The organism is Mesorhizobium sp. P2_C5_2, assembly GCF_056404535.1.
Map to the genome: position 1 here is coordinate 970,288 of NZ_JBFUDV010000001.1, position 26,032 is coordinate 996,319.

Annotated in this window: 25 protein-coding genes and 1 pseudogene; 11 read left to right on the forward strand and 15 right to left on the reverse strand. The window is 62.9% G+C overall.

The features are described 5' to 3' along the window. Positions 1 to 78 precede the first annotated feature (78 nt). A complete protein-coding gene (locus AC1D1B_RS04650; RefSeq protein WP_477329764.1) occupies positions 79 to 1,347 on the reverse strand; it encodes an extracellular solute-binding protein in 1,269 nt (422 codons plus the stop codon). A 106-nt stretch (positions 1,348 to 1,453) separates the two neighbouring features. Between AC1D1B_RS04650 and AC1D1B_RS04655 the strand changes: the two genes are divergently transcribed. Further along, the gene (locus AC1D1B_RS04655) at positions 1,454 to 2,326 is read left to right on the forward strand and encodes a helix-turn-helix domain-containing protein (RefSeq protein ID WP_477329766.1); all 873 of its coding nucleotides are present in this window, start codon (positions 1,454 to 1,456) and stop codon (positions 2,324 to 2,326) included. A gap of 16 nt (positions 2,327 to 2,342) precedes the next feature. Here the strand turns inward: AC1D1B_RS04655 and AC1D1B_RS04660 are convergent, their stop codons facing one another. After that, entirely contained in the window at positions 2,343 to 3,245 is a 903-nt protein-coding gene (locus AC1D1B_RS04660; RefSeq protein ID WP_477329768.1) for a LysR family transcriptional regulator, read from the reverse strand. Positions 3,246 to 3,418: 173 nt separating this feature from the next. Here AC1D1B_RS04660 and AC1D1B_RS04665 point away from each other — a divergent pair, with 173 nt between their 5' ends. Further along, positions 3,419 to 4,699, forward strand: coding sequence for a serine hydrolase domain-containing protein (locus AC1D1B_RS04665; protein WP_477329770.1), 1,281 nt, complete (start codon positions 3,419 to 3,421; stop codon positions 4,697 to 4,699). A gap of 37 nt (positions 4,700 to 4,736) precedes the next feature. Then, a complete protein-coding gene (locus tag AC1D1B_RS04670; RefSeq protein WP_477329772.1) occupies positions 4,737 to 5,612 on the forward strand; it encodes an NmrA family NAD(P)-binding protein in 876 nt (291 codons plus the stop codon). A gap of 71 nt (positions 5,613 to 5,683) precedes the next feature. Here the strand turns inward: AC1D1B_RS04670 and AC1D1B_RS04675 are convergent, their stop codons facing one another. The 6 genes from AC1D1B_RS04675 to AC1D1B_RS04700 all read right to left on the reverse strand — a co-directional run bounded on the left by AC1D1B_RS04675 (position 5,684) and on the right by AC1D1B_RS04700 (position 10,038). Further along, entirely contained in the window at positions 5,684 to 7,063 is a 1,380-nt protein-coding gene (locus AC1D1B_RS04675) for a HAMP domain-containing sensor histidine kinase (RefSeq protein ID WP_477329774.1), read from the reverse strand. Positions 7,064 to 7,181: 118 nt separating this feature from the next. Continuing rightward, a complete protein-coding gene (locus AC1D1B_RS04680) occupies positions 7,182 to 7,562 on the reverse strand; it encodes a YkvA family protein (protein WP_477329776.1) in 381 nt (126 codons plus the stop codon). Between the two features lie 57 nt (positions 7,563 to 7,619). Continuing rightward, the gene (locus tag AC1D1B_RS04685) at positions 7,620 to 8,297 is read right to left on the reverse strand and encodes a winged helix-turn-helix domain-containing protein (RefSeq protein ID WP_477329778.1); all 678 of its coding nucleotides are present in this window, start codon (positions 8,295 to 8,297) and stop codon (positions 7,620 to 7,622) included. 133 nt (positions 8,298 to 8,430) lie between these two features. Beyond that, a complete protein-coding gene (locus AC1D1B_RS04690; RefSeq protein ID WP_477329780.1) occupies positions 8,431 to 9,015 on the reverse strand; it encodes a phosphatase domain-containing protein in 585 nt (194 codons plus the stop codon). 85 nt (positions 9,016 to 9,100) lie between these two features. Continuing rightward, on the reverse strand, positions 9,101 to 9,850 hold the full coding sequence (locus AC1D1B_RS04695; RefSeq protein WP_477329782.1) for a COG4705 family protein: 750 nt from the start codon (positions 9,848 to 9,850) through the stop codon (positions 9,101 to 9,103). Positions 9,851 to 9,906: 56 nt separating this feature from the next. Then, on the reverse strand, positions 9,907 to 10,038 hold the full coding sequence (locus tag AC1D1B_RS04700; RefSeq protein ID WP_477329784.1) for a hypothetical protein: 132 nt from the start codon (positions 10,036 to 10,038) through the stop codon (positions 9,907 to 9,909). A gap of 355 nt (positions 10,039 to 10,393) precedes the next feature. Between AC1D1B_RS04700 and AC1D1B_RS04705 the strand changes: the two genes are divergently transcribed. Further along, positions 10,394 to 11,026 (forward strand): methyltransferase family protein, encoded by a 633-nt coding sequence (locus AC1D1B_RS04705; RefSeq protein WP_477329786.1) that lies wholly within the window; start codon positions 10,394 to 10,396, stop codon positions 11,024 to 11,026. Here the strand turns inward: AC1D1B_RS04705 and AC1D1B_RS04710 are convergent. Both AC1D1B_RS04710 and AC1D1B_RS04715 read right to left on the reverse strand, forming a co-directional pair. After that, positions 11,020 to 11,235, reverse strand: a complete 216-nt coding sequence (locus AC1D1B_RS04710; RefSeq protein WP_477329788.1) for a hypothetical protein — start codon at positions 11,233 to 11,235, stop codon at positions 11,020 to 11,022. The genes AC1D1B_RS04705 and AC1D1B_RS04710 overlap by 7 nt on opposite strands. Then, positions 11,232 to 11,987 carry a COG4280 domain-containing protein gene (locus AC1D1B_RS04715; RefSeq protein ID WP_477329789.1) on the reverse strand — a complete coding sequence of 252 codons (756 nt, stop codon included), beginning with the start codon at positions 11,985 to 11,987 and terminating at the stop codon, positions 11,232 to 11,234. The genes AC1D1B_RS04710 and AC1D1B_RS04715 overlap by 4 nt, the downstream gene beginning before the upstream one ends. 214 nt (positions 11,988 to 12,201) lie before the next feature. On the opposite strand from AC1D1B_RS04715, the pseudogene AC1D1B_RS04720 reads away from it, so the two are divergent. Beyond that, positions 12,202 to 12,372, forward strand: a pseudogene (locus AC1D1B_RS04720) (ABC transporter permease); the annotation flags it as partial. Between the two features lie 92 nt (positions 12,373 to 12,464). Beyond that, a complete protein-coding gene (locus tag AC1D1B_RS04725) occupies positions 12,465 to 13,466 on the forward strand; it encodes a LacI family DNA-binding transcriptional regulator (protein ID WP_477329791.1) in 1,002 nt (333 codons plus the stop codon). Between the two features lie 258 nt (positions 13,467 to 13,724). Here the strand turns inward: AC1D1B_RS04725 and AC1D1B_RS04730 are convergent, their stop codons facing one another. Beyond that, positions 13,725 to 14,783, reverse strand: coding sequence for an ornithine cyclodeaminase (locus AC1D1B_RS04730; protein ID WP_477329793.1), 1,059 nt, complete (start codon positions 14,781 to 14,783; stop codon positions 13,725 to 13,727). Then, positions 14,780 to 15,715: an arginase gene (rocF, locus tag AC1D1B_RS04735; RefSeq protein WP_477329795.1), complete on the reverse strand. Its 936-nt coding sequence runs from the start codon at positions 15,713 to 15,715 to the stop codon at positions 14,780 to 14,782. The genes AC1D1B_RS04730 and rocF overlap by 4 nt, the downstream gene beginning before the upstream one ends. A 146-nt stretch (positions 15,716 to 15,861) precedes the next feature. On the opposite strand from rocF, the gene AC1D1B_RS04740 reads away from it, so the two are divergent. Continuing rightward, positions 15,862 to 16,302, forward strand: coding sequence for an Lrp/AsnC family transcriptional regulator (locus AC1D1B_RS04740; protein WP_477329797.1), 441 nt, complete (start codon positions 15,862 to 15,864; stop codon positions 16,300 to 16,302). Positions 16,303 to 16,316: 14 nt separating this feature from the next. On the opposite strand, the gene AC1D1B_RS04745 is transcribed toward AC1D1B_RS04740, so the two are convergent. Further along, complete coding sequence (locus AC1D1B_RS04745; protein ID WP_477329799.1) at positions 16,317 to 16,514, reverse strand: hypothetical protein; 198 nt, start codon at positions 16,512 to 16,514, stop codon at positions 16,317 to 16,319. A gap of 84 nt (positions 16,515 to 16,598) precedes the next feature. Beyond that, positions 16,599 to 17,885, reverse strand: coding sequence for a M15 family metallopeptidase (locus AC1D1B_RS04750; RefSeq protein ID WP_477329801.1), 1,287 nt, complete (start codon positions 17,883 to 17,885; stop codon positions 16,599 to 16,601). A gap of 801 nt (positions 17,886 to 18,686) precedes the next feature. Between AC1D1B_RS04750 and AC1D1B_RS04755 the strand changes: the two genes are divergently transcribed. The 3 genes from AC1D1B_RS04755 to AC1D1B_RS04765 are packed head-to-tail and all read left to right on the forward strand — an operon-like array spanning position 18,687 to position 22,295. Further along, positions 18,687 to 19,901, forward strand: coding sequence for a glycosyltransferase family protein (locus AC1D1B_RS04755; RefSeq protein WP_477329803.1), 1,215 nt, complete (start codon positions 18,687 to 18,689; stop codon positions 19,899 to 19,901). 1 nt (position 19,902) lies between these two features. Continuing rightward, complete coding sequence (locus tag AC1D1B_RS04760) at positions 19,903 to 21,147, forward strand: glycosyltransferase family 4 protein (RefSeq protein WP_477329804.1); 1,245 nt, start codon at positions 19,903 to 19,905, stop codon at positions 21,145 to 21,147. Beyond that, entirely contained in the window at positions 21,144 to 22,295 is a 1,152-nt protein-coding gene (locus AC1D1B_RS04765; protein WP_477329806.1) for a glycosyltransferase family protein, read from the forward strand. The genes AC1D1B_RS04760 and AC1D1B_RS04765 overlap by 4 nt, the downstream gene beginning before the upstream one ends. Before the next feature lie 40 nt (positions 22,296 to 22,335). On the opposite strand, the gene AC1D1B_RS04770 is transcribed toward AC1D1B_RS04765, so the two are convergent. After that, positions 22,336 to 23,022, reverse strand: coding sequence for a class I SAM-dependent methyltransferase (locus AC1D1B_RS04770; RefSeq protein ID WP_477330543.1), 687 nt, complete (start codon positions 23,020 to 23,022; stop codon positions 22,336 to 22,338). Positions 23,023 to 23,286: 264 nt separating this feature from the next. On the opposite strand from AC1D1B_RS04770, the gene AC1D1B_RS04775 reads away from it, so the two are divergent. Then, positions 23,287 to 26,001 carry an ABC transporter transmembrane domain-containing protein gene (locus AC1D1B_RS04775; RefSeq protein WP_477329808.1) on the forward strand — a complete coding sequence of 905 codons (2,715 nt, stop codon included), beginning with the start codon at positions 23,287 to 23,289 and terminating at the stop codon, positions 25,999 to 26,001. The last annotated feature ends 31 nt before the right edge of the window (positions 26,002 to 26,032 follow it).

Consider the following 26,032-nt stretch of genomic DNA (forward strand, 5'->3'; position numbering starts at 1 on the left):
GTGAAGGCTAGCGCTGCCCCTCATCCGCCTGCCGGCACCTTCTCTCCGTATAGTGACGGGGAGAAGGGAAAGCGGCGCTTACTTCACCGGCAAGCCAGTCGCCGAGGCGATCTGGCTGGCGGCGTCGTCGAGGGCGGCCTTGGCATCAGGATAACCGCCGCCGAGATATTTGGTCTGCACCGCGCGCATGATGATTTCGGCATCGCTCTGGAACTGGGTGCCGCGGCTCGGCACCACTTTGGGCAGGGTGGCGAGGATGTCCTTCCACACCGCCTGGTCGCCCCAATAGGGCAAGCCTTGCGAGACATAGGGATCGTCGAGCGCCGAGATCAGCGACGGCACCAGGCCGAAATCCTTCAGCATGGTGATCTGGCCTTCGTTGGTCTCCAGCGTGTATTTCAGATAGGCGTAGGCGGCTTCCTTGTTCTTCGAGGCCGAGGTGATGGCCAGCGACGAACCGCCGAGATTGGCGGCGCGCGGGCCGTCGGCGGTGAGCGAAGGCATCAGATAGACGCCCCATTTGCCGTTTTCGCCGGCCGATTCGGTGCGGATGGTGCCCTCATACCAGCCGCCATAGATCTGGGTGGCGACGGTACCAGCGGTGTTGTTGGTGATCTTGGTGCCCCAGTCGGCCGACGAGATGATGCCGGCGTCCTTCATGTCCTTTATCTTGGCCAGCGTATCGACGCATTTCGGCTGGTTGACGGTGATCGACTGCCCGTCCTCGGCGAAATAGCCGCAGCCCTGCTCGTTGGAGATCATGCGGAAGAATTCGGTGTCGCCGTTGAAATCGGCATTGGTCATGGTGACGCCGGGATTGGCGGCCTGGATCTTCTTGCCGGCGGCAATGAAATCATCCCAGGTCTTGATCGAGGCCGGATCGACGCCGGCCTTCTCGTAGAAGTCGCGGCGGTAGAAGGCGGCGACCGGGCCGGAATCCCACGGCATGGCATAGGCCTTGTCGCCGACTTCCAGCTCGGTGCGCTTGAAATCGGGGAATTTTTTCGCGTCGTCGGCGGTATAGCCCAACGTGTGCAGGTCGACGAAGCAGTCGGGGAACTGGGTCCAATAGTTCTCGGCCTCGCCGTTTTCGACGGAGACGATGTCCGGCAGGCCGACGCCGCCGGCGGCACAGCCGGCGATCGACTTGTCATAGGTCGGCTGGTTGCCGAGGTCTTGAACGGTGACCTTGACGTTGGGGTATTGCTTGTTGAAGCCGGCGACCGTCGCTTTCAGCGACGAAGCGGCGATGTTCCAGCTCCAGATCGTGATTTCGCCAGACTGCGCCAGGGCCGGGCCTGAGCCCAAAGCAAGCGCCAGCGCGGCACAGGTCAGTGTCGTGCGCATTGAAATCCTCCCATTTCATTTGCTCTCTCTTCGCGAGCATGGCTAGACTAGGCAGCGCGGAAGGCTTGTCCCTGACAACGGGAATAAAAGATGGGCGGAAAGTAAGATGCCTGAACGGCCGTTTTACCAGCCTGGCGCCAGCAGCGTCGAAGGCCTGCCGATGGCCTTGCAGATGTTTCACAACCATCCGCTGGTGATGCTCAAGCCGCACTGGCATGCCCAGGTCGAGGTCAATTTCATCGTCCGTGGCAGCGTGCACTACCGCATGAACGAGCATGAGATTTCGCTGACCGCCGGCGACATGTGCCTGTTCTGGGGCGGGCTGCCGCACCAGATGGACGATCTCTCCGACGATGCCATTTATGCCGGCGCGCATCTGCCGCTGGTACATTTCTTCCGCCTGCATCTGCCGACGGACATCCGCCATCGGCTGATGACGGGCGCCACGCTGGTGACATCGGCCACCGACCCGGCGGACCATCACAATTTCGAGCGTTGGAACCGCTATTTTCGCTCCGGCGATCCGGCGATAACCGAGCACGCGGTGAATGAGCTCTTGCTGCGGCTGGAGCGGGTGCGGTTCGAGCCCTACCGGCTGGTGCCGGAAACCGCCATCGGCCAGGAAACCGGCGGCCCGTTCGACCAGCAATCGCTGCGCAATGTCGGGCGCATGTGCGACTTCATCGCCGAGAATTTCCTCTACGAGATAGACTGCGTCGACATCGCCGCGGCCGCCGACATCCATCCGAAATACGCCATGAGCATCTTCAAGAAGTCGACCGGCATGACGCTCAACGAGTATATGAACCTGTTGCGGCTGAGCTATGCGCAGGCGCTGCTGATGCATGAAGACGCCAACGTGTTGCGCGTCGCCATGGATTCAGGCTTCGGCTCGCTCAGCGCCTTCAACAAATCCTTCCGCAAGCTCGCCGGTATGTCGCCTTCGGATTTTCGCCGCGGCGCGGTGGGTGTCAGGTAGCGGAACTATCCCGCAATCATGCCAGGGCTGCAATCTCCTGGATAAAATCCAGAAGCGCCCGGACCTTGGCCGGCGGCAGGTGGCGCGAGGGATGATAGGCATAAAGCGGATAGCGCTCCTCCGACCATTCCGGCAGAATCTGAACGAGCTCGCCTCGCGACAGCAAGGGCGCCAGGCCGATCGCAAGGCTCTGGAAGATGCCTTGACCGGCCAGGCAGGCGGCCATCGCCGCCGATGGGTCATCCATGACCAGGCGGCTGGCGACCTTGACTTCGCTGACCTCTGTGCCGCGCTGGAACTCCCAGGCAAACGGCAGGCCGGTCTGCGGATCCCGGAAGAGGATCGTTTCGTGGTGAACGAGGTCGTACGGCGATCGCGGTTCGCCGTGCCTTTCGAGATAGGCCGGCGCGGCAACGGTCAGGACACGAGTCTCCAGCAGCTTGCGCACGATGAGGGATGACGCGTCGGGCGGGCCGAAGCGCACCGCCACATCCATGCCAGCCATCATCTCCTCACGGTAGTTGCTGGTGGAGAAATCGACCGACAGCGAGGGGTAGCGGGCCAGGAACTGCTGCAGCTTCGGTGCCAGCACCATGCGCGCGAACCACGGGTCCACCGAGACGCGCAGCCGGCCGCGCACGACCGCCGCGGCGCCCGCGGCCTCGGCGGCCGCCTCATCCAGGCCGGCAAGAAGCGGCATCACCTGTGCGTGGAAGCGGCGTCCTTCCTCGGTGAGGCTGACCCCGCGTGGATTGCGGTCGAACAGCCGCACACCGACACGCGCCTCCAAACGCGCGACGGCCCGGCTGACCGCCGACGGCGTCAGGCCGAGCATCTCCGCGGCGCGGGCGAAATTCCCGGCCTCGGTCACCGCTGCCAGGACGCCGACGCCGGTTAGCAGCCGCGTGTCGAAAGCCATTAGATCTCCCTTCGCCCCAGCGGCTGCCCCCAGCACCTCATCCAGAGGAGCAGTGAGTTCGAGTCACTATAGCACTGACTTTAATGCGCGTGAATCACGCCTGGGTGCGGCTTACAACGCCGGCATCACCGCGGCGGCCGAGCAAGCCGCTTCGATCCGGAAAGGAGCCAGCCATGAATGACCTCACACGCAGAACCATGCTTAAGCGCGGCGGAATGCTGGGAGCCATCCTGGCTCTCGATGCGGTCAGCCCTGCCTTGGCCAAGACAATTTCAGCCGGCCCGTCGGCGCGATTCAAGGCGATCGATGCCGCCTTGCGCGAAGGCGTTGCACGAAATGACGTGGCCGGTGTCATCGCCGTCGCGGCGACGCCGAAAGGCGTGGTCTATGAAGGCGCATTCGGCAAGGCCAACGTCGCGACGGGAACGCCGATGACGCTGGACACGGTGTTCTGGCTGCTGTCGATGACCAAGGCCTTCACCGCTACGGCCTGCATGCAGCTTATCGAGCAGGGTCGCCTGCACCTGGACGACGACGCGGCGAAATACCTGCCTGAATTGGCCAGCCCACAGGTCTTCGAAGGCTTCGCCGAGGATGGAACGCCGCGTTTGCGGCCGGCCAAGCGGGCGATCAAGGTTCGCCATCTGCTGACGCACACCTCCGGCTACACCTACTCGATCTGGAGCGAGGCGCTGACCCGCTACGAGAAGGTGACGGGAATGCCCGACATCGCGACCTGCAAGAACGCCGCCTTTACGGCGCCGCTCGAGTTCGAGCCCGGCGAGCGATGGGAATACGGCATCAGCATGGACTGGGTCGGCAAGCTGGTCGAGGCGGTGTCGGACCAGTCGCTCGAGATCTATTTCCGCGAGAACATCTTCGCCCCGCTCGGCATGAAGGATTCAGGCTTTCTGATCGGCAGCGGGCAGAAGCGGCGCGTCGCCACCTTCCACAACCGCCGTGCCGATGGCGGGCTCGAGCCGGCACCTTTCGAGATGCCGCAACGGCCGGAGTTCTTCATGGGCGGTGGCGGCGCCTTCTCGACGCAGCGCGACTACATGGCCTTCCTGCAGGCGCTGCTCAACGGCGGCGCGCTGCACGGCGTCCGCATCCTGCGGCCGGAGACGGTCGCCATGATGATGCAGAACCAGATCGGCGATCTGAACGTCCAGGAGATGCACTCGGCGCAGTCCGCCTATTCCCGCAGCTTCGACCAGTTCCCGGGACAGGAGCACAAATGGGGCCTGTCCTTCGACATCAACATGCAGCCCGGACCGAACGGGCGCTCTGCCGGCAGCATCTCCTGGGCCGGCCTGCTCAACTGCTACTTCTGGCTCGACCCGGTGAGCCAAGTCACCGGCGCGCTCTTCACCCAGGTCCTGCCCTTTTACGACGAGCGGGTCGTCGCGCTCTACGGCGAATTCGAGCGCGGCCTCTATGCCGGGCTCGCCTGAGCCCAGACGACAAACACAAACCTTCTGGAGACCCATCATGTATGCAATCACCGGTATAACCGGCAAGGTCGGCGGCGTGCTTGCGCGCAGCCTGCTCGCCAAGGGATTGCCCGTCCGCGCCGTTCTGCGCGACGCGGCCAAGGCGGATGAGTGGCGAGACCGGGGCTGCGACATCGCACTCGCCGAGATGGACGATGCGGCAAGCCTGACGTCGGCCTTCAGCGGTGCCGCGGGCGTCTTCATCCTGCCGCCCTCCGAGTTCGACCCGGAGCCCGGCTTTCCCGAGGCCAGGCGTGTCATCGCGACCGTGACGGCGGCTCTGGCCAAGGCCCGCCCCGGCAAGATCGTTTGCCTGTCGACCATCGGCGCGGATGCGCCGCACGAAAACCTGCTGACCCAGCGCACGCTGCTGGAACAGTCGCTGCGGGAGATCGGACTTCCGGTCACCTTGCTGAGGCCCGCCTGGTTCATGGAGAACGCGCTCTGGGACGTTGCCTCGGCGCGCGACGAAGGCGTGTTGTACAGCTTCCTGCAGCCGGCGGACAAACCGGTCGCGATGGTGGCGACGCAGGATGTCGGGCGATTGGCGGCCACGCTTCTCCACGAGGAGTGGAGCGGGACGCGGGTCGTCGAGCTGGAGGGGCCCGCGCGCGTGTCGCCAAACGATATCGCCCGCGCCTTTGCCGCCGCGCTGGAGCGCACGGTCCGGGTCGAGACCGTGCCCCGCGAGAGCTGGGAGCAGATTTTTCGCACCCAGGGAACGCGAAATCCATTGCCCCGGATGCGCATGCTCGACGGCTTCAACGAGGGATGGATCGAGTTCAGCGAGCACGGTCGGTCGGCGGTCAAAGGGATGACGACGCTCGACGGTGTCATCGCCGAACTGGCAAGCAGGGGCAAAGCAGCCGCCTGACATGATCACGGCTGCCGTCGACGACTCTCCGCACTGCCATGGGTAAGTTCTGCCCGGTACCCAAATCGGCCTCAGGCCGGCGAAGCCTTTGCTGCAGGGAAACCGACGATGACCGCCAGGCCGGGATGGCGGTCCTCGAGCGCGATCGTTGCGCCATGCAGGTCGGCGATGGCCCGCACCAGGCTGAGGCCCAGCCCGCTGCCGGGCGTGGTGCGGCTGGAGTCGAGCCGGTAGAGCCTCTGGAACACTTTTTCGCGCTCCTGCACCGGGATGCCAGGGCCATTGTCGGCAATCTCGGCGACAATGCGGTCGCCTTGCCGGGTTACCGAGAGCTTGATGATTGTACCGCGCGGGCAATGGCGCAGCGCGTTCTCGACCAGATTGGCGAGCATCTGGGTCAGCAGGTCGCGATCGCCATGAACCAGGCATGGCGCGCTCTGGACAATCTCTGCCGACAGCGACTTGCCGTCGTCCTCGGCAACGCCGGCATAGATCTCGGCAATGGCTTCGACGACGTCGTTGAGGTCGAGATCGACGAAGCGCGCCTTGCGGGCGCCGGCCTCGATCTGGGCAATGCGCAACAGCGCATCGAAGGTCTCGTTGATCTGCAGGCTTTCCGTGCGCGCCTCCGTCAACTCGTCGGATACGGCCTCGCCCCGCGCGGTCTTGTCGGCGGCCGCCTCCAGAATCATTTGCAGCCGGTTCAGCGGCGTCTTCAGATCATGCGCGATGTCGGCGCTGACCTGGCGCATGCCGTCGACCAGCGCTGCCAGCCGTTCGAGTGCGGCGTTGACCTGCGCCGACACGCCATCAATGTCGTCGCCATTGCCAAGCAGCGGAATGCGGGCGTCGAGCCTGCCGCTGGAGACATCGTCCATGGTGGCGGCAATGCCGTCGAGGCGGCGCTGCACGCGCGCCGCCAGCAAGGCGCCGCCGGCCACTGCGAGCCCCGAGATGATCAGGGTTGCCCAGCCGAAGCTCATCAAAACGATGCTCTCCAGCTCCTCGATCTCGGACAGCGAGAAGGCGACGGTCAGGCTGTCGGCGCCGACCGAGCCGGACCAGGCACGATACATGGTGCCGGGCGGCACGCCCGGCAGGGAAACTGCAAAATCCGAAAAGCCGTCGGGCAAATCGGCGGCGGTGAAATTCCCGGCCAGATGGTTGCCGGCGGCATCGGTCAGCGAGAACAGCTGTTCCTTGCCCGGGCTGAGCGCGGCATGGCTGTCGATCGCCGAGACGAGATCCTCCTGGTCGTTCTCGGCATAGGTCACCGCGACGACCGAATAGGTTTCCCTGACCGACTGGTCCAGCTGCTCGGCAAGATCGGCGCTCATCAGCTGGTAGACGATGGCGCCTGACAGGATGAAGGCGAGCACGAACAGCAGGGCGAAGGTGAGAGCCAGCCGGAACGGCGTGCTGCGCAGCAGGCTGGCGCTTGTTTCCTTCATCGCTCTAGAGCACGATGCCGAAAAGTGTGACGCGGTTTTCGGGCGACATCATGCTCTATCCCTTTGATTTAGAGCCGGATTCAGATTTCAGGTCAATACGACCTGAAATCATCCGGCTCTAGGCGGACTTCGGCCAGAACAGCCATAGCAGCGCCAGCGTCGCCAATATCCAGACAGCAATCATGAAGACCAGTCCGGCCTTGCCAACCGGCTTGGCGCGGCGCGTGGCCGCATCACGGAATTCCTGCATGAGATCGGCTGGAACCAGCTTGACCGCAAGCATGATGCCGAGCGGGACGATGAGCAGATCATCCAGATAGCCGATGACAGGGATAAAATCAGGAATGAGGTCGATAGGGCTGAGAGCATAGGCTGCAACCGCTCCGGCAGCGGCCTTTGCATACCAAGGCACACGGGGATCGCGGGCGGCAAGCCACAATGCCACCGTGTCGCGCTTGATGCCGCGCGCCCATCGCTTTGCAGAATCCAGCATCGACATTTCACTTATATACGGACAGCCAGTCGGACGTGCGAGATGCGATCGAGCATGGTCCATTCAACTGGGCGCATGCAAGCTGTAGCCGGTGTTGCGCACGGTGTGGATCAGCGGCGTTTCGAACGGCCTGTCGATCTTGGCCCGCAGCCGGCTGATATGGGTTTCGACGACACTGGTCTTGGGGTCGAAATGGAAATCCCAGACCCGCTCCAGAAGCATGGTGCGGGTGATGACACGGCCTTCGCCGCGCATCAGCACTTCGAGCAGGCTGAATTCGCGGGGCTGCAGGTCGATGGCCTGGCCCTGTCTGGTCACTCGACGCTGGATCAGGTCCATTTCAAGATCGCCGATGCGCAGCGTCGTTTTCTGCTCCTGCGCCGCCGGTCTGCGGCCGAGCGCATTGATGCGGGCGAGCAGTTCGGAAAAGGCGAAAGGTTTTACAAGATAATCGTCGCCACCGGCCTCGAGTCCTTCGACGCGGTCGTCGACACCGCCGACCGAGGTCAAAAAGATCGCCGGCGTGCGCACGCCCGCCGCTCGCACCGCCTTGATCATCGACAGACCGTCGAGGCCAGGCAGCATGCGGTCGGCGACGATCACGTCATAGGCATCGCGGGTTGCGGCAAACAGCCCGTCGCGGCCATCGCGCAACAGGTCGCACACGTGGCCTGCCTCGCTCAGGGCCTTGACGACATAGTCGGCGGTCCGGGGGTCATCCTCGACAAGCAGAAGGCGCATCGTTGTTCCGATCGCTGGTTGACCGCCCCGGCGATCCTCTAACGCCCTGTTTTGGCGCAATTCCGGCCGAAAAGCGGTTTCACACTTTTTCCTGGAATAGTCGTTCCGCCTTGCGGTGCCAGATCGTCAGGCGTCACGAGCCGAAAAAGCCCAGCAGCGGCTCCATGGCCTCGAAGCTCCGATCCATCTCATAAGGTCCGATGACCGGAATGCCGATATGGCCGTAGCGGATCGACAGCTGCGCCTCCGACACCGGCTCGTTCGCTCCGGCCAAAGCTGCGAGGTAGAGCGCCGAGGCAAGGCCGGTCCTGTCCGATCCCTCCTTGCAATGGATCAGCACCGGCTTGGGCGCCGATTGCAGCACGGCGATCAGCGCCAGCGATTGTTGCTGCGTCAATTCGGTACGGGCGTTCATGGGAAAGTCGATATGGCGGATGCCGAGCTCGTTGGCAGCCTTCACTTCCTCGTCGTACCAGGCATGACCCGGACCCGCGCCACGCAGATTGACGATCGTGGCAATGTGATATTTGTCGCGGTAGGCGCGGATCTCATCGGCGGTCGGCTGGGCCGAGCGATAGGCCTCGCCCGCGACAATGGTGTGGAAATTGTTGTTGAGGTGGGTTGCCGCGAGTGCGCCGCCGGCGACCGCAACGACAGCGACCAGCGACGCCAGCCAGATCCGCATCGACCTGCGTCGTGGTGTGTTCAAATCCGGCATGGTCTCGCTTCCGGTCGTGCGGCTCTCAAAGCTTACTCCGATTCAATCAGGATGCGATCGTCATCGTCGCCGTTCTTCTTCAGCGTCATATAGAGGCAAGAGCGGCAATGCAGCCGAGAAAGATCAAACTGGTGAAGGTGGTGCCGAAGCCGAACCCGCCATACTCTCCCGGTTGTGACAGCAAATCGCCGAACGAAGCGCCAAGCGGCCGGGTCAGGATGTAGGCCAGCCAGAAAGCGAGGATGGCGTTAAGGCCGAAGGCGAAATAGCCGATGGCGATGAGCGCGATGACCGCGCCGAACAATAGGCCGGTGGTGAGGTAGCCCATGTCGAATGTCTCGGCGACCAGGTCGCCGGCCGCGGTGCCCAGCGAGAACGTGAACAGGATCGCCAGCCAGTAGAAGATCTCGCGTCTGGTGGTGACGATCGTATGGATCGAAAGCGTCCTTTCGCTGGCATACCAGACCGCGAATGTCGCAGAGAGCACCACCGTGAAGGCGATCGTGGCGGTTTCCAGGCGCACGCCGAAATTGTCGACCAGATTGTCGGTAACCAGCGTGCCGACGACGCTGATCAGCACCACCGCCAGCCAGTAGGCCCATGGCACATAGCGTTTCTGCGCGAACTGCAAAGCCAGCGCGACGACCAGAATGCCGGTCATGATCAGCGACGTCAGCGGCAGGCCAAGGCCGAGATTGACTGAGAGATAGTCGGCTGCCGTCTCGCCCATGGTTACCGCCAAAAGCTTGATCAGCCAGAATTCGACGGTGACATCGGGGACCCTGTTGGGTGGCGCCAAAGCGGATGCGGTGCTTCCAGCGGTTGAGGAGAGCATGATGGTATCCTTGTCGTTTCGACGGGGGATGTGCCTATCGCCCGGTATGTTTGGCCTCATTTGCCCATGATCTTCATGGCCTGGGCGAAGAAGTCGTCGGCGCGCTTGTCGTCATCGGCATTGCAGCGCTCGACGCCTTTGGCCTCGAGATCGGACACTTTGGTCTTGTCCGTGGCACTCAGCGCCACTGATGCTTCCGCCGCGCGCAGGGCCTTGAGGGCGTCTTCGCAAGGCGCAGGAGCGGCAGCGGCTGAAAAGACCGGGTTGGCGGTGCAATTGCACCGAGCGCGAAAGCGAGGGCCAGCTTTTTCATGTTGAGTTTTCCTGTATTGCGCCGGTGTCCCGGCGATAGAGAAACGATCTCCGGCATGTCGGCCGGTACAGGGACCATAGGCAGGCGACCTCGCCGCCATCTGTCCGCCCGCTTACAAATTCGTAAGAATGGCCGAAATCCCCGCCGTTCGCCTCGCAATCGCCGCACGGAACCGCTAGTGGATGGTGAGACACCGGCGCGATGGGCCCTGCCGGAGAGCAGGATCTATGATGAGCTACGCTCCCCCCAAGCCGGCGGCGAAGGTGTTCGACCAGCACAAGCGGCTGATTGTCGTTCAGGTTGCCGCGGTCCTCGCCATTGTGCCGCTGCTGTTCACCAAGCCCTTTCTCGTCGAAGGTTCGGACGGGCACGAATACATCGAAGCGCTGGGCATCGGCTTCGTGCTGGTCTGCTTCCTTGGCCGGCTGTGGAGCATTCTCTATGTCGGCGGCAGGAAGAACGCCGAACTGGTCACCATCGGCCCGTTCTCGATGACCCGGAACCCGCTCTATTTCTTTTCCACGGTCGGCGCCGCGGGCGCCGGGTTGATGTATGGCTCGGTGCTGGTGGCGGCGGCACTGGCTCTGATGAGCTACCTTGTGTTTCGGGTGACGGCGCGCAAGGAAGCCGAGTTCCTGTCTGGAAAGTTCGGCATCGCCTACAGCGCCTATGCCGAGCGCACGCCGGCTTTCTGGCCGAACCCGCTGCTGTTTCACGACCAGGCTGAACGCCAATTCTCGACAAGAACGTTGCGGCGGACATTCGTGGACGGGCTCTATTTCCTGGCGCTGTTCCCGGTCATCGAGGCGATCGAGCAGTTGCGGATCAGTGGCGTGCTACCGGTGTTTTTCACCCTCTACTGACCGGAGCGCCGTGCCGCGCGGCGCACGCTGTGCAGCAGGATGGCGAGGCAGCCGACCAGAAGCAGGAAGCCGCCGGCAAGCGGCGGCAGCGCCAGCAGCTTCACCGCCGCGGTGATCGCCACGATCAGTAGCAGCGCCAGCGTCGCCAAACTGCCGTCGTCGATGAACATGCCGACGAGTTCCTTCAGGATGAGGCGGATGACGTTCATCGGGCAGCTCCCTGTGCAGCCTTGGGGTGGCTGGCGCGCAACCAGCGCACGATGGCGAAGGACGCGACGGCAATGATGGCGAAGATCGCCAGCAGCGCCAGATCGGCGCCCGGCCAGTCGGCGCCAAGGCCTTCGCCGGTCCAGAAAATGCCGAAGCTGGTCAACATCAGGCCGACGGCGAATTTGAGCGCATTTTCCGGTACCCGCGCCAGCGGCCTGTGCACCGCAAGGCCGATAATCGTCACCACGATGAAGGCCGCCAGCGCGCCAAGACCGGCATAGAAGGTCTGCGCATGCGCGGCACCCACGGCAATGACGATGAACACCACTTCGACACCTTCGAGCAGCACCGCCTTGAAAGCGGCGAGCCCGGCGAGATAATCGGCGCGGCGGTCATTGGCCTGTTGCTGCAAGGTGGCGGTCTCCTTGGAAAAGGCGGCGTCCTCGTCATGCAGGGCGATGACGCCGACACTGCGCAAAATGGCTTTTCTCAGCCAGCGCATACCAAACAGGATCAGGAGCACGCCGACGACGAACTGCAACACCGTGATGGGAACCAGCGCCAGCAGCGGTCCGAAGGCCAGCACCAAAGCCGCCAGCAGCGCCAGCGCAAGGGCGGCGCCAGTCAGCGCCGGCCGCCAGCTGCGGGTGACGCCGACCGCCAGAACGATGGTGAAGGCCTCGACCACTTCGACGAACGAGGCGAGGAACGAGGCGGTCACGGTGGAAAGTATGGGCGTCAGATCGTACATGAGGCTATCGGGTCCGGCGGAACGGCTCGTCGTCAATAGACGCAGGCGCTGGATGCCGTCCAGTCTCCAGCTTGTTCAGGCCGCGCTCCCGACATTGCCGACATCGATATTGACACTTGGCGAAGCCGCACAATAATCTGCGGCGTAATCGGTTACGCAACCGATTACGGTAGATCACAGTAGAGGAAATCGCGAGCAAGAAAACAACGCCATTGGGGCACCGGCCGGCACGCTGGTCGGGGCCTGCATCCTGCAGGTGCTGAGCACCGGGCTGCAGCTGCTCGGCGTCGGCGACAATTTCAAGCCGATCGTGATAGGCCTTGTCATCGTGCTTGCCGTCATCCTAGACGCCTACAGGGAAAAGCTGTTGCGGGTGATCCGTTAAAGCGCGCGGTGCTTTATCTTTTTTGTTTTATGCATGTCGTTTTCCCAAAACCGCTGCACACTTTTGGGCGACATGCATCAGAGGGACAGACGATGACGACGATTGCCGATGTCGCGCGCCATGCCGGAGTGTCGGTCGCAACCGTCTCGCATGTGATGAACCGCACGCGCCATGTCGAGCCGGAGACGGCCGAGCGCGTGCATTCTGCCATCGCCGCCTTGCGCTACAGCCCGAACACGCTGGCGCGCAGCCTCAGACGCGGCGAGACCAAGACCATCGGCCTGCTGCTGCCGGACAATTCCAACCCGTTCTTCGCCAGCGTGGCGCGCCAGATCGAGGATGCCGGCTTCCTTGCCGGCTATACGGTGATCCTGTGCAATTCCGACGGCAGCGCCGAGAAGGAGGAGCGCTATCTCCAGGTGCTGATGGCCAAGCAGATCGACGGGCTGATCTTCGCCGGCTCGTCCGACCATGCGCGGGTGTTCGCCAGCGTTCTGCCCGGCGTGCCGGCGGTGCTGCTCGACCGGGAGATCCATTCGGTCAATGTCGATTCCGTGCTGGTCGATCACGATCATGGCGGCTATCTCGCCGGCCGCTATCTGGTCGGGCTCGGCCACCAGAAGATCGGCGTCATCGGCGGCCCGCGCGATTCCAGCTCCAGCCCGGCCCGTCTGCGCGGCTTCGCCAGGGCGCTGCAGGAAGCCGGCCTCGACCTGCCGGCGAACGCGGTGGTCGATTCCGACTATCACTTCGCCGGCGGCCGCACCGCGATGGAGCGGCTGATGGCGCAGGCGCCCGGCATCACGGCGCTGTTTGCCTGCAACGATCTGATGGCCATGGGAGCGCTGACGGTGCTGCGGGCGCGGGGCCTGCGGGTTCCGGACGACATGTCGATGATCGGCTTCGACGACATCCCCTATGCCGTCACCACCTGGCCGCCGCTGACGACGATCGCACAACCGGTCGAGAAGATCGGTACGCGCGCGGTGAGCCTGCTGCTCGCTCGCGTTGCCGAGCCGGCGGCGCATTCGCGCCGCGAAGTGCTCACGCCCGTGCTCGTCGAAAGGGAGAGCTGCGCGCCGCTTCGGCAGTAGAGCCAGCCTTCTAGTCTAGGCGTCTGCGCTGCCCCTCACCTGCCTGCCGGCATCCTCTCCCCGTATAGTGACGGGGAGAGGGGCGCTCTCATCGATGGTTTCGCCAATCGGCGGCGTTGCAAGACATAGTGCCGAAGGTGAGGTCAGCCACTTTCTCCCCGTCACTATACGGGGAGAAATGCCCGGCAGGGCAATGAGGGGCAGCGCTGCCATGGCAAGCAGAGTTTCGATCGGCTTTGACTACTCGAGCAAATTTCTTCACGCTGCCGGCTGCAGGGCTGCCCGGAGCAGCATGCCGAAGAGGTCGCGCGGCTCGTCGGGGTCGGCGAGCAGGTCGAGCTCTTCATAGAGGCCGGTCGCCTGGAGCTGGTCGCGGACATAGCGAAGTGCTGAAAAATCCTCGGTGGCGAAGCCGACGGAATCGAACAGCGTGATCTGTTCCGCCGTCTTGCGGCCTTCTGCCTGGCCGGTCATCACCTGCCACAGCTCAGTCACCGGATGGTCGGCGTCGAGCTGCTGGATCTCGCCCTCGATACGCGTCTGCGGCGGGAATTCGACGAAGATGTCGGAGCGCAACAGGATGTCGCGGTGCAGCTCGGTCTTGCCGGGGCAGTCGCCGCCGACCGCGTTGATGTGCACGCCGGAGCCGACCATGTTGTCAGTCAGGATGGTGGCGTACTGTTTGTCGGCGGTCACCGTGGTGATGATGTCGACGCCTTCCACCGCATCCTGTCCGGTCGTGCAGATGGTGATGTCAAAACCTTTGCCGGCGAGGTTGCGGGCGCATTTTTCCGAGGCTGAGCGGTCGATGTCATAGAGCCGCAGCCGGTCGACGCCGAGCAGCGCCTTGAAGGCGACGGCCTGGAATTCGGACTGGGCGCCATTGCCGATGATGGCCATCGAGCGCGAACCCTTGGGCGCCAGATATTTGGCCGCGACAGCGGAGGTGGCCGCGGTGCGTAGCGCCGTCAGGATCGTCATTTCGGTGAGCAGCATCGGATAGCCTGAGCCGACATCGGCGAGCACACCGAAGGCGGTGACTGTCTGGCGGCCCTCGCGCATGTTCTTCGGGTGGCCGTTGACATATTTGAAGCCGTAGAGGCGGCCGTCGCTGGTCGGCATCAACTCGATGACGCCGTCATGGCTGTGCGAGGCGATGCGCGGCGTCTTGTCGAACAGCTCCCAGCGGCGGAAATCCTCTTCGATATAGGCGGCGAGTTCGGTCAGGAACCGCTCGACGCCGATGGTCAGCACCAGCTTCATCATGCGGTCGACGCTGACGAAGGGGACGATGGCAAGGCGGGAAGGCTGGGTCATGCAATGCTTCCGGAATGGCTGCGGGTCGGGCGGTCCATGATGCGGCGGCCCATCAGGCTGGCGGCGAGGTCGACCATCAGGGTCGCGGTGCGGCCGCGCTCGTCGAGGAACGGGTTGAGCTCGACCAGGTCGAGGCTGGAGACCAGGCCGCTGTCGGACAGCATCTCCATCACCAGATGCGCCTCGCGGAAAGTGGCGCCGCCGGGCACGGTGGTGCCGACGGCCGGCGCGATGGAGGGATCGAGGAAATCGACGTCGAGGCTGACATGCAGCAGGCCGTTGGCCTCTTCGACGAGGGCCAGGAAAGCGCGCAGCAAAGGCGCGACGCCGTGCTCGTCGATGGTGCGCATGTCATGCACGGTCACGCCGGCTTCGCTCAGCGCCCGGCGCTCGGCCGGATCGACGCTGCGCAGGCCCATGACGCAGATGCGGGCGGGATCGACGGCGACGGGCAGGTCCGGGAAATAGCCGTTGAAGCCTGGCCGGCCGCTGGCATAGGCGAGCGGCACGCCGTGCAGATTGCCGCTGACGGTGGTGTCGAGCGTGTGGAAATCGGGATGCGCGTCGAGCCACAGCACGAAGAGCGGCCGGCCGCGCTCGGCCGCCCGACGGGCTATGCCCGACACCGTGCCGGCTGATATCGCGTGGTCGCCGCCAAGGAAGATCGGCATCGCGTCCTTCGAAGCCGCGTAAGCGGTTTCGGCGATCGCCGCCGTCCAGGCGGAAATCTCCGGCAGAGCCTTCAGCGCAAGGTTGCCATGGACGATGGCGCGCGCCGCAGCCGGTTGCACCGCGCCCCAGTCCTCGACCTCATGGCCGAGTTCGGAGAGAACCGAGACAAGCCCTGCCGTGCGCAAAGCGCTCGGCCCCATCTCGCATCCCATCCTGCCCGCGCCGTCCTGCACCGGCGCGCCAACGATCCTGCAGCGCATGATTCTTTTTGTCCTTGCAATTAATTGGGCGATTGATGCGTTGGAATGAACCATCTTGGCCCGGCAGTTTGAACAGGCGAAATTGGCATTTCGAAAAGATTGATTTATCATTCCGATAAGTCATCTTGATCAAAGTGGATAGATTCATGGACGCGCTCGATGAAAGGCTGGTCACGCTGCTGCGGCACGACGCCCGGCGCAGCATCTCCGATTTCGCGGTCGATCTCGGCGTCTCGCGCGCCACGGTCAGGGCGCGCATGGAGCGGCTGGAAAAGTCGGGTGAGATCATCGGCTACACCGTGGTGCTGCGCGCCGACGCCGTCGACCAGCGGATACGCGGCGTGATGATGATCGAGATCGAAGGCCATGCCGCCGACCGCGTGGTCCGGGCGCTTGGCGGTCTGGCCGAGGTTTCGACCATTCACACCACCAATGGCCGCTGGGACCTGGTGGTCGAACTCGGCACGGCGTCGCTTACCGATTTCGACGCGGTGCTGCGCCGCATCCGGCTGATCCCCGGCATAACGGGCAGCGAGACCAGCCTGCTGCTGGCGACGCCGAGAACGACAAGGGCGAGGCTGGCCTAGTCAGGCTGACGTGCTTACACAAAGCTGGGGTGCGGAACAGGCGGACGGGTCGGCTGCCTGATGAAGCTTGTATTGGCCTGTTCGGCAATCTGCTCAGCTTCGCTGCGCGTCAGCCCCATCAGCAGTCGGCCTCCTATCTCCGCCGGCAGGGCTGAAATCAAATCGTAGACAAGCCAGCGGTCACATGGGTCTTGAATGGCTGCGAATCTCATTGGCGCTCCTCTTGTCAGCGCACTTAAATTTTTGACGAGGGCGGATCGTTCCGGCTTTAATCGAAACTGCGGATGCGGCGTTGATCAGAACAGCTTTGGCTGATTGGCTGCGGCAAGCTCGAAATGCATGTAGTCCTTGGTGCCGGTGGCGCCGCCCAGCCAGCGCAGGCCGCCGCCGTCGCTGGCGGCCAATCCGGCTGCCGCCTGCGGGGCCAGGTTGAAGAAGCCGAAGCGGGCAACCGAAGCGTCGGTGCCGATGATCTTGGGGGAGCCGACCTTGGCGGCCCGGCGGGAGAGGTCGGCGGCATCGGCCAGCAGCTTCGCGGTCGACCTGGCCTTGGCCGGTGTGGCGCCGGCGCCTTGCAACAGCGTGGCGAGATCGGTCTGCTTGGCGGGAACGGCGGTTGCCAGCTGATGTGCCGTGGTGAGCTTCGCCGCCGGCAGTGTCACGCCGCTGAGCCGTTTTATGGCGTTGCCCATGGCGGCCTTGAGGCCATCGGCATTGGCGAATGCGGCAACGACAGCGGCGTTGGCCTTCGACAGCACAATAGCCGCCGGCAGCAGCGTGTCATAAGGGCCGCCGGCGCGCAGCGTGGCGCTCTCGGCGCCGTATAGGTCGACACCGGTAAAGGCGGCGATGATGGTCAGCGGCAAAATGGTCTTCTTGACGTTGGGGTTGATCGCCGGATCGATGTCCACCGCCCAGCCGAAGGAATGATTGCTGAGCTGCGTGGGCGAGTTGACATTGGGCCTTATGTTGAAGCCGCCGACACTCTTGATCGGGTCCAGTGCTGCCAGCGCCCTCTTGGCGGTAAGCAGCGCGACGGTGTTCGCCAGCCTGGCCTTGAGTACGGGATGCACCGGCGACTTGAAGCTCGCCTTGGGGAAGCCGGCCCCCAGCATCTGGTTGTAATAGGCGTTGACCCGGTCGATCGCCTTGGCCGGATCGCTGGGCGCGCCGAACTTGGCATAGAGCCGGGTGCGAATGTTCTGAAATCCGGCAAAGCCATCGCTGATGTTGTTTCTGACGAAGGCCGAGAGCTTGTTCCATTCCGCCAGTATGTCGGCAGCACTTGCGGACGAGGCGGCCTCGAGAGGGTTGATCCGGTCCAGCGCCGTCAGCAGCGCCAACCTTAGCGTGGCGGCCAGTTCGCGCCGGTTGAGCGCCTGTGGCAACGCCGTCACGGCCGGCGCCTCGAGCCCGGGAAACAATGTCGTCTGCAGATGGCCATCATAGGCCATCAGCTGCTTTTCGAGCTGCGGCCACAGCCAGATCAGCGCTTCGCGGTCCGTGATCCGCGCCGTGATCGCCGCAACGATCGCCTCGACCCCGTACTTGGCAATCTGATCGACGTTGGCATCGGCTGTCATGGCAAATCCCCCAAGATACGGCGCGACTCCGTCAGAAAGACCGCAGAATCGCGCGCCTCCTGCTTTGCCGGCCAGCGCCTGAAAAAAGACGAATCCACTGCACCCCTCGGTCAAGCAGTCGCAAACATCTGATACGATACTACCGCATCCCGGTTTTCTTTCAACGGCGACCTGATGCTTTTGTCTCAGAACTATGACTTGCTCTCAGCAGGCGTCAAAGTCACGAACAACTTGGGCTGTAAGAGGTTGCAATCTTGTGGCGATCCGCGTCACCGAAATCTGTATTGACCGATTTGGCAGATCATCCGCGGCCAACTGTTGGCCTTGGCCCAGGTGCGGCGGGCGCTATCCGGAAATCCTCCACGTGACGGAGGCTTGCTACCGGCCGTGGGTGATGGCAGGATAAAAGGCCGCAACGAGCGGCCTCTGGCGGTCGTTGCGTTCCAATGGATTATGAAGCATTTTCCCAAGGTGCGGGTTCTCCTCACAATGTGCGGCAGCCTCGTTTCGCCTTGGTCGCCCTTAACTTTTCGCAATGTGCGCTCTGCCTGCCTCAGGCCGCAGGGCATGTAATTCCACGGGGTCAAGCCTCATGACAGAGATTTGTGCTCGGGTCGTATGCCGTCGGCGAAGACAAGGCATCGCGTCACAATCAGCGCCCCCTGGCATTCGTGCCCAGGTGAAGAATGCCGTTGCGCACCTCACGCCCTCATGTCTCAAAACAGGTCGGTAGACCCGCGGATGATTTCGAAGTTTGCGGGGTTGCCCACGGTCCGGCGAGAATTCTAAAAGACATTCATAATGACACAGCACGCAAAAGACGCTCGAATTCTGATGTACAGCCACGACACGTTCGGGCTCGGCCATTTGCAGCGCTGTCGAACGATCGCGCATTCGCTGGTCGGGGATTTCCGCGGACTTCAGGTGCTTATCATTTCGGGCGCGACCATCGCCGGCGCCTTCGACTACCGCGCTCGTGTCGACTTCGTGAAGATCCCCAGCGTCATCAAGCTGCGCAACGGCGAATACACCTCGCTGGAAAAGGATATCGATCTGCATGAGACGCTAAGAATGCGGCAGTCGATCATCCGCCATACGGCCGAGAGCTTTCGGCCGGATATCTTCATCGTCGACAAGGAACCGCTCGGCCTGCGCGGTGAGATCGAGGATACGCTTTCCTACCTCAAGACGCGGGGCACCACGCTGGTGCTTGGCCTGCGCGAGGTGATGGACGCGCCGCATCTGCTCGAAGCGGAGTGGGCGCGCAGGGATGTGATGCGCAAGATCGGCCTGTTCTACGACAAGGTCTGGGTCTATGGCCCGCCGGATTTCTACGATCCGTTGACCGGCCTGGATGTGCCGCCGGCGGTCAGGGCAAAGATGAAGTTTGTCGGTTTCCTGCAACGGAGCCTGCAGCAGAACCAGTTGCCCGGTCACCGGCCCGAGGGCGACTATATTCTGGTAACCACCGGTGGCGGCGGCGACGGTGCCGAACTGATCCACAACGTCATTGATGCCTATCAGCAGGATCCGCGATTGCAGCACAGGGCGCTGATCGTGCTTGGGCCTTACATGCCGGCGCGCAAGCGCAACAAGCTGGTCAGGAAGGGGGCCAAGATCCCCTATGTGAAGATCATCGAGTTCGACAACCGCATGGAAGAGCTGATTGCCGGCGCCAAGGCGGTGGTGGCGATGGGCGGTTACAACACCTATTGCGAGATATTGTCTTTCGACAAGCCTGCGCTGATCGTGCCGCGCATCACGCCGCGCGAGGAACAACTGATCCGGGCACGGCGTGCAGCCGAACTCGGCCTCATCGATATGCTTTTGCCGGAAGAAGCCGAGGATTCCCAGCGGTTTGCCGATGCACTGGAGATGTTGCCGAACCGGCCCCGCCCATCGCAGAGCAATGCGCACATGACGCTGGAAGGACTGCCTCATATCTCCGAAATCGTCGCGGAACTGCTCGACCGCCGGGCCGGCCATTACCTTTCGGTCATTGAAGGCATGAACTGAGTTGCAAAACCGCAAGATCGTCGTGGTTCTGAAGGGCTATCCGCGGCTCTCGGAAACCTTCATTGCGCAGGAATTGCTCGGCCTGGAGCGTGCGGGCTTCGACCTGATACTCTTCGCGCTCAGGCGGCCGACCGACGCACAGCGTCACCCCGTGCATGACGAGATCAAGGCGCCCGTCCATTATCTGCCGGAATATCTGCACAGGGAGCCGTTGCGCGTGCTTCGCTCGCTGTTTACCGCTCTGCCGCGGCCGGGCTTCTGGCGCGCGCTCAAATCGCTGGCTGCCGATATCCCCCGCGACTTTACGCGCAATCGCGTGCGCCGCTTCGGGCAAGCGCTGGTGCTGGCGGCCGAGTGGCCGCAAGACGCGGGCTGGCTGCATGCCCATTTCGTGCATACTCCGGCATCGGTGACGCGCTATGCCAGCCAGCTTCGTGGCCAGCCCTGGAGCTGCTCGGCTCATGCCAAGGACATCTGGACTTCGGCGGATTGGGATCTGGCCGGCAAGCTTTCCTCGGCACGCTGGACGGTCACCTGCACGCAGACTGGCTTCGACCGTCTGAAAAAACTCGCCAATGGCAGCTCGTCCGTGCATCTGAGCTATCACGGGCTCGACCTTGATCGCTTTGGCAGTTTCGACGCGGCGCGAAAACAACATGACGGCTCGACGCAGGACGAACCGGTCCTCATCCTGAGCGTCGGGCGCGCCGTTGCAAAGAAAGGTTACGACACGTTGCTGGAGGCTCTCGCCCTCCTGCCTGGCGATCTGGCGTGGCGTTTCGAGCATATCGGCGGCGGCGAGGAACTGGAACGGCTCAAGGCGCTGGCGCGAAAGCTCGGACTGGATGGTCGCGTCACCTGGAAAGGTGCGCTGGCGCAGAAGGAAGTACTCGAGCACTACCGCAGCGCCGACATCTTCGCCCTGGCCTGCAGGATCACCGCAGATGGCGACCGGGACGGTCTGCCAAATGTTCTGGTGGAGGCGGCCAGCCAGCGGCTTGCCTGCGTGTCGACCGATATTTCCGGCGTGCCGGAGCTTCTGTCGTCGGATGAAACAGGGTTGCTGGTGCCGACGGAAAACCCGACTGCCCTGGCACAGGCGCTGGAGCGCCTGATCCGCGATCCCGTGCTGCGCGCTCGCCTCGGCGACGCCGCAGAACGGCGCGTGCGCGGCAATTTCGATCATATGGCAAGCATCGGACAGCTCAAGGACCTGTTCGAGCGGGAGTGGCGGGCCGCCGAATGAAGCGGCTGCGCGCTTTGTTCTATGTCCAGCACCTGCTCGGCATCGGCCATCTCGCGCGCGCCAGCCGCATTGCGGCGGCTCTGGCCGATGACGGGTTTGACGTAACCGTCGTGACCGGCGGAGCGCCGATCGCGGGCTTTCCGGGACCGGGCGTAAAATCTGTAACCCTGCCGCCTTTGACCTCCGGCGATGAAGGATTTTCCGGACTTGTCGACCTGCAGGGCAAACCCATCGACGATGATTTCAAGACACGGCGTTGCGAGATGCTGCTGCAGGCATTCCGCGATTGCAGGCCTGACATCGTCATTGTCGAGGCGTTTCCCTTTGGACGCCGGCAGATGCGTTTCGAACTCTTGCCGCTGATCGAGGCCATCGACGCGATGTCGCCCAGACCGCTTTTGGCGACGTCCGTGCGCGATATCCTTCAGGAGCGCGTCAAGCCGGGCCGAAACGAGGAAACGATCGATCTCGTCAACAGGCATTTCGACCTTGTCATGGTCCATGGCGATCCGGCTTTCGCAACCATCGACAAGACATTTCCACTGGCTGGCGCAATCAGGGCCGAGGTCGCCTACACAGGGCTCGTTGCCGCGCCGCCGGCGCCCACGGCCTCCGAGCGTTTCGACGTTCTGGTCTCGGTTGGCGGCGGGGCCGCCGGAAAGAGCCTTGTCAGATCCACCGTCGCAGCGGCGCGGAATGCCGACAACGCCTGGAAATGGTGTTTGATCACCGGCCCAAACCTGCCGAAGGACGAGTTCGACGCGATCTCAGGCGATGCCGTGCCGGGCCTGTCCATCTTCCGGTTCCGTGAGGATTTCGCCAGCCTGCTGAACGGCGCCCGGCTGTCAGTCTCGCAGGCGGGTTACAACACGGTCTGCGATGTCCTGCGCGCGGGGTGTCGCTCCCTGCTCGTTCCCTTTGCAGCCGGCGGGGAAACCGAACAGACGGTTCGCGCCCTGATGCTCGAAGAGCTCGGTCTTGCAACGGTGCTGACGGAAAAGGACCTGACGCCTGAAGGTCTGGCGCAAGCGATCGAACAGGCGCTTGCGGGGCCGGCGCCAGCCGCGCATCGTCTCGATCTGGACGGCGCGCGTCGCTCAGCGCAAATCCTGCGCGAGCGGTATCGAACCTGGTCCCTGAAAACCTAGCTAATGCGGTCGCATCTCGGTTGGATTCGCGCAACGCGCTTCAAACAGTTCCAATCAGCATGAAGCGCGTATATTTTTTTGTCGGCAGTTCGCCGGCGAACCTGATCTCCCGCAGCCTCGCCATTGCCTCGAAGGCTGCAAGTGAAGCCACGCAGTTGATGTGCGTCGGCTCGCTGAAATAATCGTTCGATTGCAGCAGCACATTCGTGCCTCGTGGAAGCAGGGCAAGCCAGGCGCTGAGATCGGCTATGTGTTCGCAGCTCGTGTTGACCACCAGGTCGGGCCGCCCGGCCGCATAGTCGAGTGCGTACATGTCTGCCGTCAGCGCCCGAAAGCGGTCGCCGGCTTCCCGGTTGAGGGTCCGGGCGACCGGCCCGACTTCAGGATCGATGTCGATGCTGTCGATCGCCGCGATGTCGAAACGGGCGTCGTTGAAAAGCATTGCCGGCAATACGCCGTACCATCCACCCAGAACCCATATGCGACCGAAGCGGCCGCCGCGGCTTTCAAACAGCTTGTCGAGCGCCCACATCTTGCAGGCGACCTGCTTGTGGTTGAAGGCGTTGGCGATATCCGCCTGCGGATGCTTGGCGATGACGCGCGCCAGTCCGGCCACGAGAGGGTGGTTGACATAGGCAGCAATTCCCCGTGTGAGGTCCAGGGCTTGCTCGTGCCCTTCCAGGCTGGCATTGGCCAAGCCGGCATTGCGTGGTTGCGTGACATCCATCATATTCGTCTTGTAGGGTGGGATTTCGGGCGACACAACGCAATCTTGCCCCTGCAAGGCTGTTTGATCCGCGGACATGATTATGCTGCTAGCCGCTTCGCCATTGCCCGGAGAGAACCGGTTGCATCTGTCCGGACCGTCGGCGTCCTGCATGCATTGCGGCTTCGAGTTTGTCGTTGGCGACGAAGACATTGCCGATACGCCCTTCGCCGGCAGGTGCTTTTGCATCCTGCATCCTTCCAACTGAAGGGCCCACAGTCGCATATGGAACCCAGCCTAGCCCGCTATATCTGGAAGCACACCAGGAAGCAGCAGATCTGGATATTGGCGATCGTCTTGCTTTCGATGATCACGTATTTCATGTCCTTCGACCTGCCGAAGCTGATCGTCAACGGCCCGATCCAAGGCAAGGGGTTCGAGCAACCGGGCGCGACCCTGCCATTCATGAGGCTGCACTATAACCTTCCGTTCATTGGCGAGGTCCAGTTCTTCTCCGGTTTTCAACTCGACCGCACGGCGACGCTGCTTGCCCTGAGCCTTGTGTTCCTCTTGCTGGTCGTCATCAACGGCCTGTTCAAACTCTACATCAACACCTACAAGGGCCGCCTCGGCGAACGCATGTTGCGGCGTATCCGCTTCGATCTGATCGATCGTGTGCTGCGGTTTCCGCCGATTTACTTCAAGCGGGTGAAATCGGCCGAAGTGGCGACCATGGTGAAGGACGAGGTGGAGCCGCTGGGCGGCTTCATCGGCGATGCCTTCCTGCAGCCGGTGCTGCTCGGTGGCCAGGCGCTGACAGCCATGTTGTTCATCATGGTCCAGAACGTCTGGCTCGGAACGATAGCGATGGTGATCGTGGCGATCCAGATCGTGCTTATTCCGCGAATGCGGCGGCGGCTGATCGTGCTCGGGCGCCAACGGCAATTGACGGCGCGCGCGCTTTCGGGCCGGGTTGGCGAAATCGTCGACGGCATCGGCGCGGTTCACGTCCACGACACGTCAAACTACGAGCGCGCCGACATAGCTGCCCGGCTCGGGCTCATCTTCAAGATCCGCTTCGATCTTTACCAATGGAAATTCATGGTAAAGTTCCTCAACAATTTTCTCGCGCAGCTCACGCCCTTTCTGTTCTACATGATCGGCGGGTATCTGGTCATCGGGGGTCGGCTGGACGTCGGCCAGCTCGTGGCCGTGATCGGCGCCTACAAGGACCTGCCCGGACCGATGAAGGAACTGATCGACTGGGATCAGGATCGGCAGGATGTCCAGGTCAAATATCAGCAGGTCGTTGAACAGTTCACCGTCGAGGATATCATTGCGCCGGGAATCGGAGCACTGACGATCGACGATCCTGGTCCGATGACAAACCCGCTGTCGGCGGTCGGTCTGTCCATAGCAGACGATGGCGGTGCGATGCTCCTCAACCGTATCTCCATGCAGGTCAAGCCGGCTGAGACGGTGGCGCTGGTCAGCACCCCAACAGGTGGAGCGGAGGCGCTGGCAGAAGCCTTCGCGCGGCTGAACTGGCCGGAAAGCGGAAAGGTCGCTTCGGGCGCCGATGACCTGCTTGAACTCCCCGAAGCAGTGACCGGTCGGCGCATGTCCTACGCCTCGTCGGATGTTTTCCTGTTCCAGGCAAGCCTGCGCGATAACCTGCTCTACGGGTTGAAGCATGCGCCGCTCACATCGGTGACTTATGACGGCGCCGCGGCAGACCAGCAGCGCTGGAACATCGACGAGGCGCGCCGGTCGGGCAATCCGGATTTCGATACCCACAGCGACTGGATCGACTATGCTTCCGCCGGTGCTACCGGCCCGCACGACCTCTTTGAGGCCGTGCGCCGGGTGCTCGACGCGGTTCTTCTGTCGCGCGACATTCTGGATCTTGGCTTGCGCTCTTCGGCCGACCTCACGCGTCACACGAAGCTTGCCGGGCGGATCGTCGAACTGCGTGCGGCGCTGCGAACCCGGCTGGAACAGGAAGGGCTGCGCGAGCTGGTGGTTCCTTTCGAGCCGGGCGCTTACAACACGGAAGCGACGATCGGCCAGAACCTGCTCTTCGGCGCTGCCGCCGGCCCCGAACTGGCCGACAAGGCACTGGCCGCCAATCCCTATTTTGCGTCCGTGCTGAAGCAAGCCGGCCTCGACCGCACGCTCTACGAAATGGGCATGGAGATCGCCGAACAGGCGATCGAGCTGTTTGCCGACCTGCCGCCCGATCACCAGTTCTTCCAGCAGCTCGCCTTCATGAGCGCCGAGGAGATACCTGCCTACGAGACCTTGCTGCAGCGGCTCAAGAACCGTCCTTACGAGGCGGTTTCGGAGGCCGACCGGGCTATGATCATCACCCTGAGCTTTGCCTATATCGAGCCCCGGCACCGCTTCGGTCTGCTGACCGACGAGCTGATGAGCAAGATCGTCGCCGCACGCAACCAGTTTTATGAAAACCTGCCGTCCGAGTTGCAAAACGCGATCGAACGGTATGATCCTGGCAAATACATTGCCGCGGCCACCGTCATGGACAATGTCCTGTTCGGGCGTGTGGGCAACAACCATCCCGACGCGCCGGATCGCATACGCTCCATCGTCTACGACATTCTTGACGAGCTGGGGCTTTACGCCGAGCTTCTGGATGTCGGCCTGGACTTCAACGTCGGCGCCGGCGGCAGGCGGCTGACCGGTGGACAGCGACAGAAGCTCGATGTTGCCCGGGCCCTGCTCAAGCGTCCCGATTTTCTCATTCTCAACCGGCCGCTGTCGGCGCTCGACCAGCGCGTGCAGGACAAAGTTCTGCGAAACGTGCTCGAGGAAGCCAGACGCGACGACCATGCACCGGCAATTGTGTGGGTGGTGACGAGTCCGGCAATGGCGATGATGTTCGATCGCGTTATCGTCTTTGACTCAGGCCAATTGGTGGAAGACGGTACACACGAGACACTTTTGGCAGACAACGGTATCTTCAAGGAACTTCTGTCATAGTCTGGCAGACGCGAATTAGGAAGGTTTGCGA

Coding starts and splice junctions, on each gene's coding strand:
- AC1D1B_RS04695 (WP_477329782.1), bottom strand. CDS start 9,850: ATGCTCTCCTCAACCGCTGGAAGCACCGCATCCGCTTTGGCGCCACCC.
- AC1D1B_RS04765 (WP_477329806.1), top strand. CDS start 21,144: ATGAAGCGGCTGCGCGCTTTGTTCTATGTCCAGCACCTGCTCGGCATC.
- AC1D1B_RS04685 (WP_477329778.1), bottom strand. CDS start 8,297: ATGCGCCTTCTGCTTGTCGAGGATGACCCCCGGACCGCCGACTATGTC.
- AC1D1B_RS04770 (WP_477330543.1), bottom strand. CDS start 23,022: ATGGATGTCACGCAACCACGCAATGCCGGCTTGGCCAATGCCAGCCTG.
- AC1D1B_RS04680 (WP_477329776.1), bottom strand. CDS start 7,562: ATGTCGATGCTGGATTCTGCAAAGCGATGGGCGCGCGGCATCAAGCGC.
- AC1D1B_RS04755 (WP_477329803.1), top strand. CDS start 18,687: ATGACACAGCACGCAAAAGACGCTCGAATTCTGATGTACAGCCACGAC.
- AC1D1B_RS04740 (WP_477329797.1), top strand. CDS start 15,862: ATGGACGCGCTCGATGAAAGGCTGGTCACGCTGCTGCGGCACGACGCC.
- AC1D1B_RS04775 (WP_477329808.1), top strand. CDS start 23,287: ATGGAACCCAGCCTAGCCCGCTATATCTGGAAGCACACCAGGAAGCAG.
- AC1D1B_RS04665 (WP_477329770.1), top strand. CDS start 3,419: ATGAATGACCTCACACGCAGAACCATGCTTAAGCGCGGCGGAATGCTG.
- AC1D1B_RS04730 (WP_477329793.1), bottom strand. CDS start 14,783: ATGACCCAGCCTTCCCGCCTTGCCATCGTCCCCTTCGTCAGCGTCGAC.
- AC1D1B_RS04650 (WP_477329764.1), bottom strand. CDS start 1,347: ATGCGCACGACACTGACCTGTGCCGCGCTGGCGCTTGCTTTGGGCTCA.
- AC1D1B_RS04705 (WP_477329786.1), top strand. CDS start 10,394: ATGAGCTACGCTCCCCCCAAGCCGGCGGCGAAGGTGTTCGACCAGCAC.
- AC1D1B_RS04745 (WP_477329799.1), bottom strand. CDS start 16,514: ATGAGATTCGCAGCCATTCAAGACCCATGTGACCGCTGGCTTGTCTAC.
- AC1D1B_RS04670 (WP_477329772.1), top strand. CDS start 4,737: ATGTATGCAATCACCGGTATAACCGGCAAGGTCGGCGGCGTGCTTGCG.
- AC1D1B_RS04750 (WP_477329801.1), bottom strand. CDS start 17,885: ATGACAGCCGATGCCAACGTCGATCAGATTGCCAAGTACGGGGTCGAG.
- AC1D1B_RS04660 (WP_477329768.1), bottom strand. CDS start 3,245: ATGGCTTTCGACACGCGGCTGCTAACCGGCGTCGGCGTCCTGGCAGCG.
- AC1D1B_RS04690 (WP_477329780.1), bottom strand. CDS start 9,015: ATGCCGGATTTGAACACACCACGACGCAGGTCGATGCGGATCTGGCTG.
- rocF (WP_477329795.1), bottom strand. CDS start 15,715: ATGCGCTGCAGGATCGTTGGCGCGCCGGTGCAGGACGGCGCGGGCAGG.
- AC1D1B_RS04655 (WP_477329766.1), top strand. CDS start 1,454: ATGCCTGAACGGCCGTTTTACCAGCCTGGCGCCAGCAGCGTCGAAGGC.
- AC1D1B_RS04715 (WP_477329789.1), bottom strand. CDS start 11,987: ATGTACGATCTGACGCCCATACTTTCCACCGTGACCGCCTCGTTCCTC.
- AC1D1B_RS04675 (WP_477329774.1), bottom strand. CDS start 7,063: ATGAAGGAAACAAGCGCCAGCCTGCTGCGCAGCACGCCGTTCCGGCTG.
- AC1D1B_RS04725 (WP_477329791.1), top strand. CDS start 12,465: ATGACGACGATTGCCGATGTCGCGCGCCATGCCGGAGTGTCGGTCGCA.
- AC1D1B_RS04710 (WP_477329788.1), bottom strand. CDS start 11,235: ATGAACGTCATCCGCCTCATCCTGAAGGAACTCGTCGGCATGTTCATC.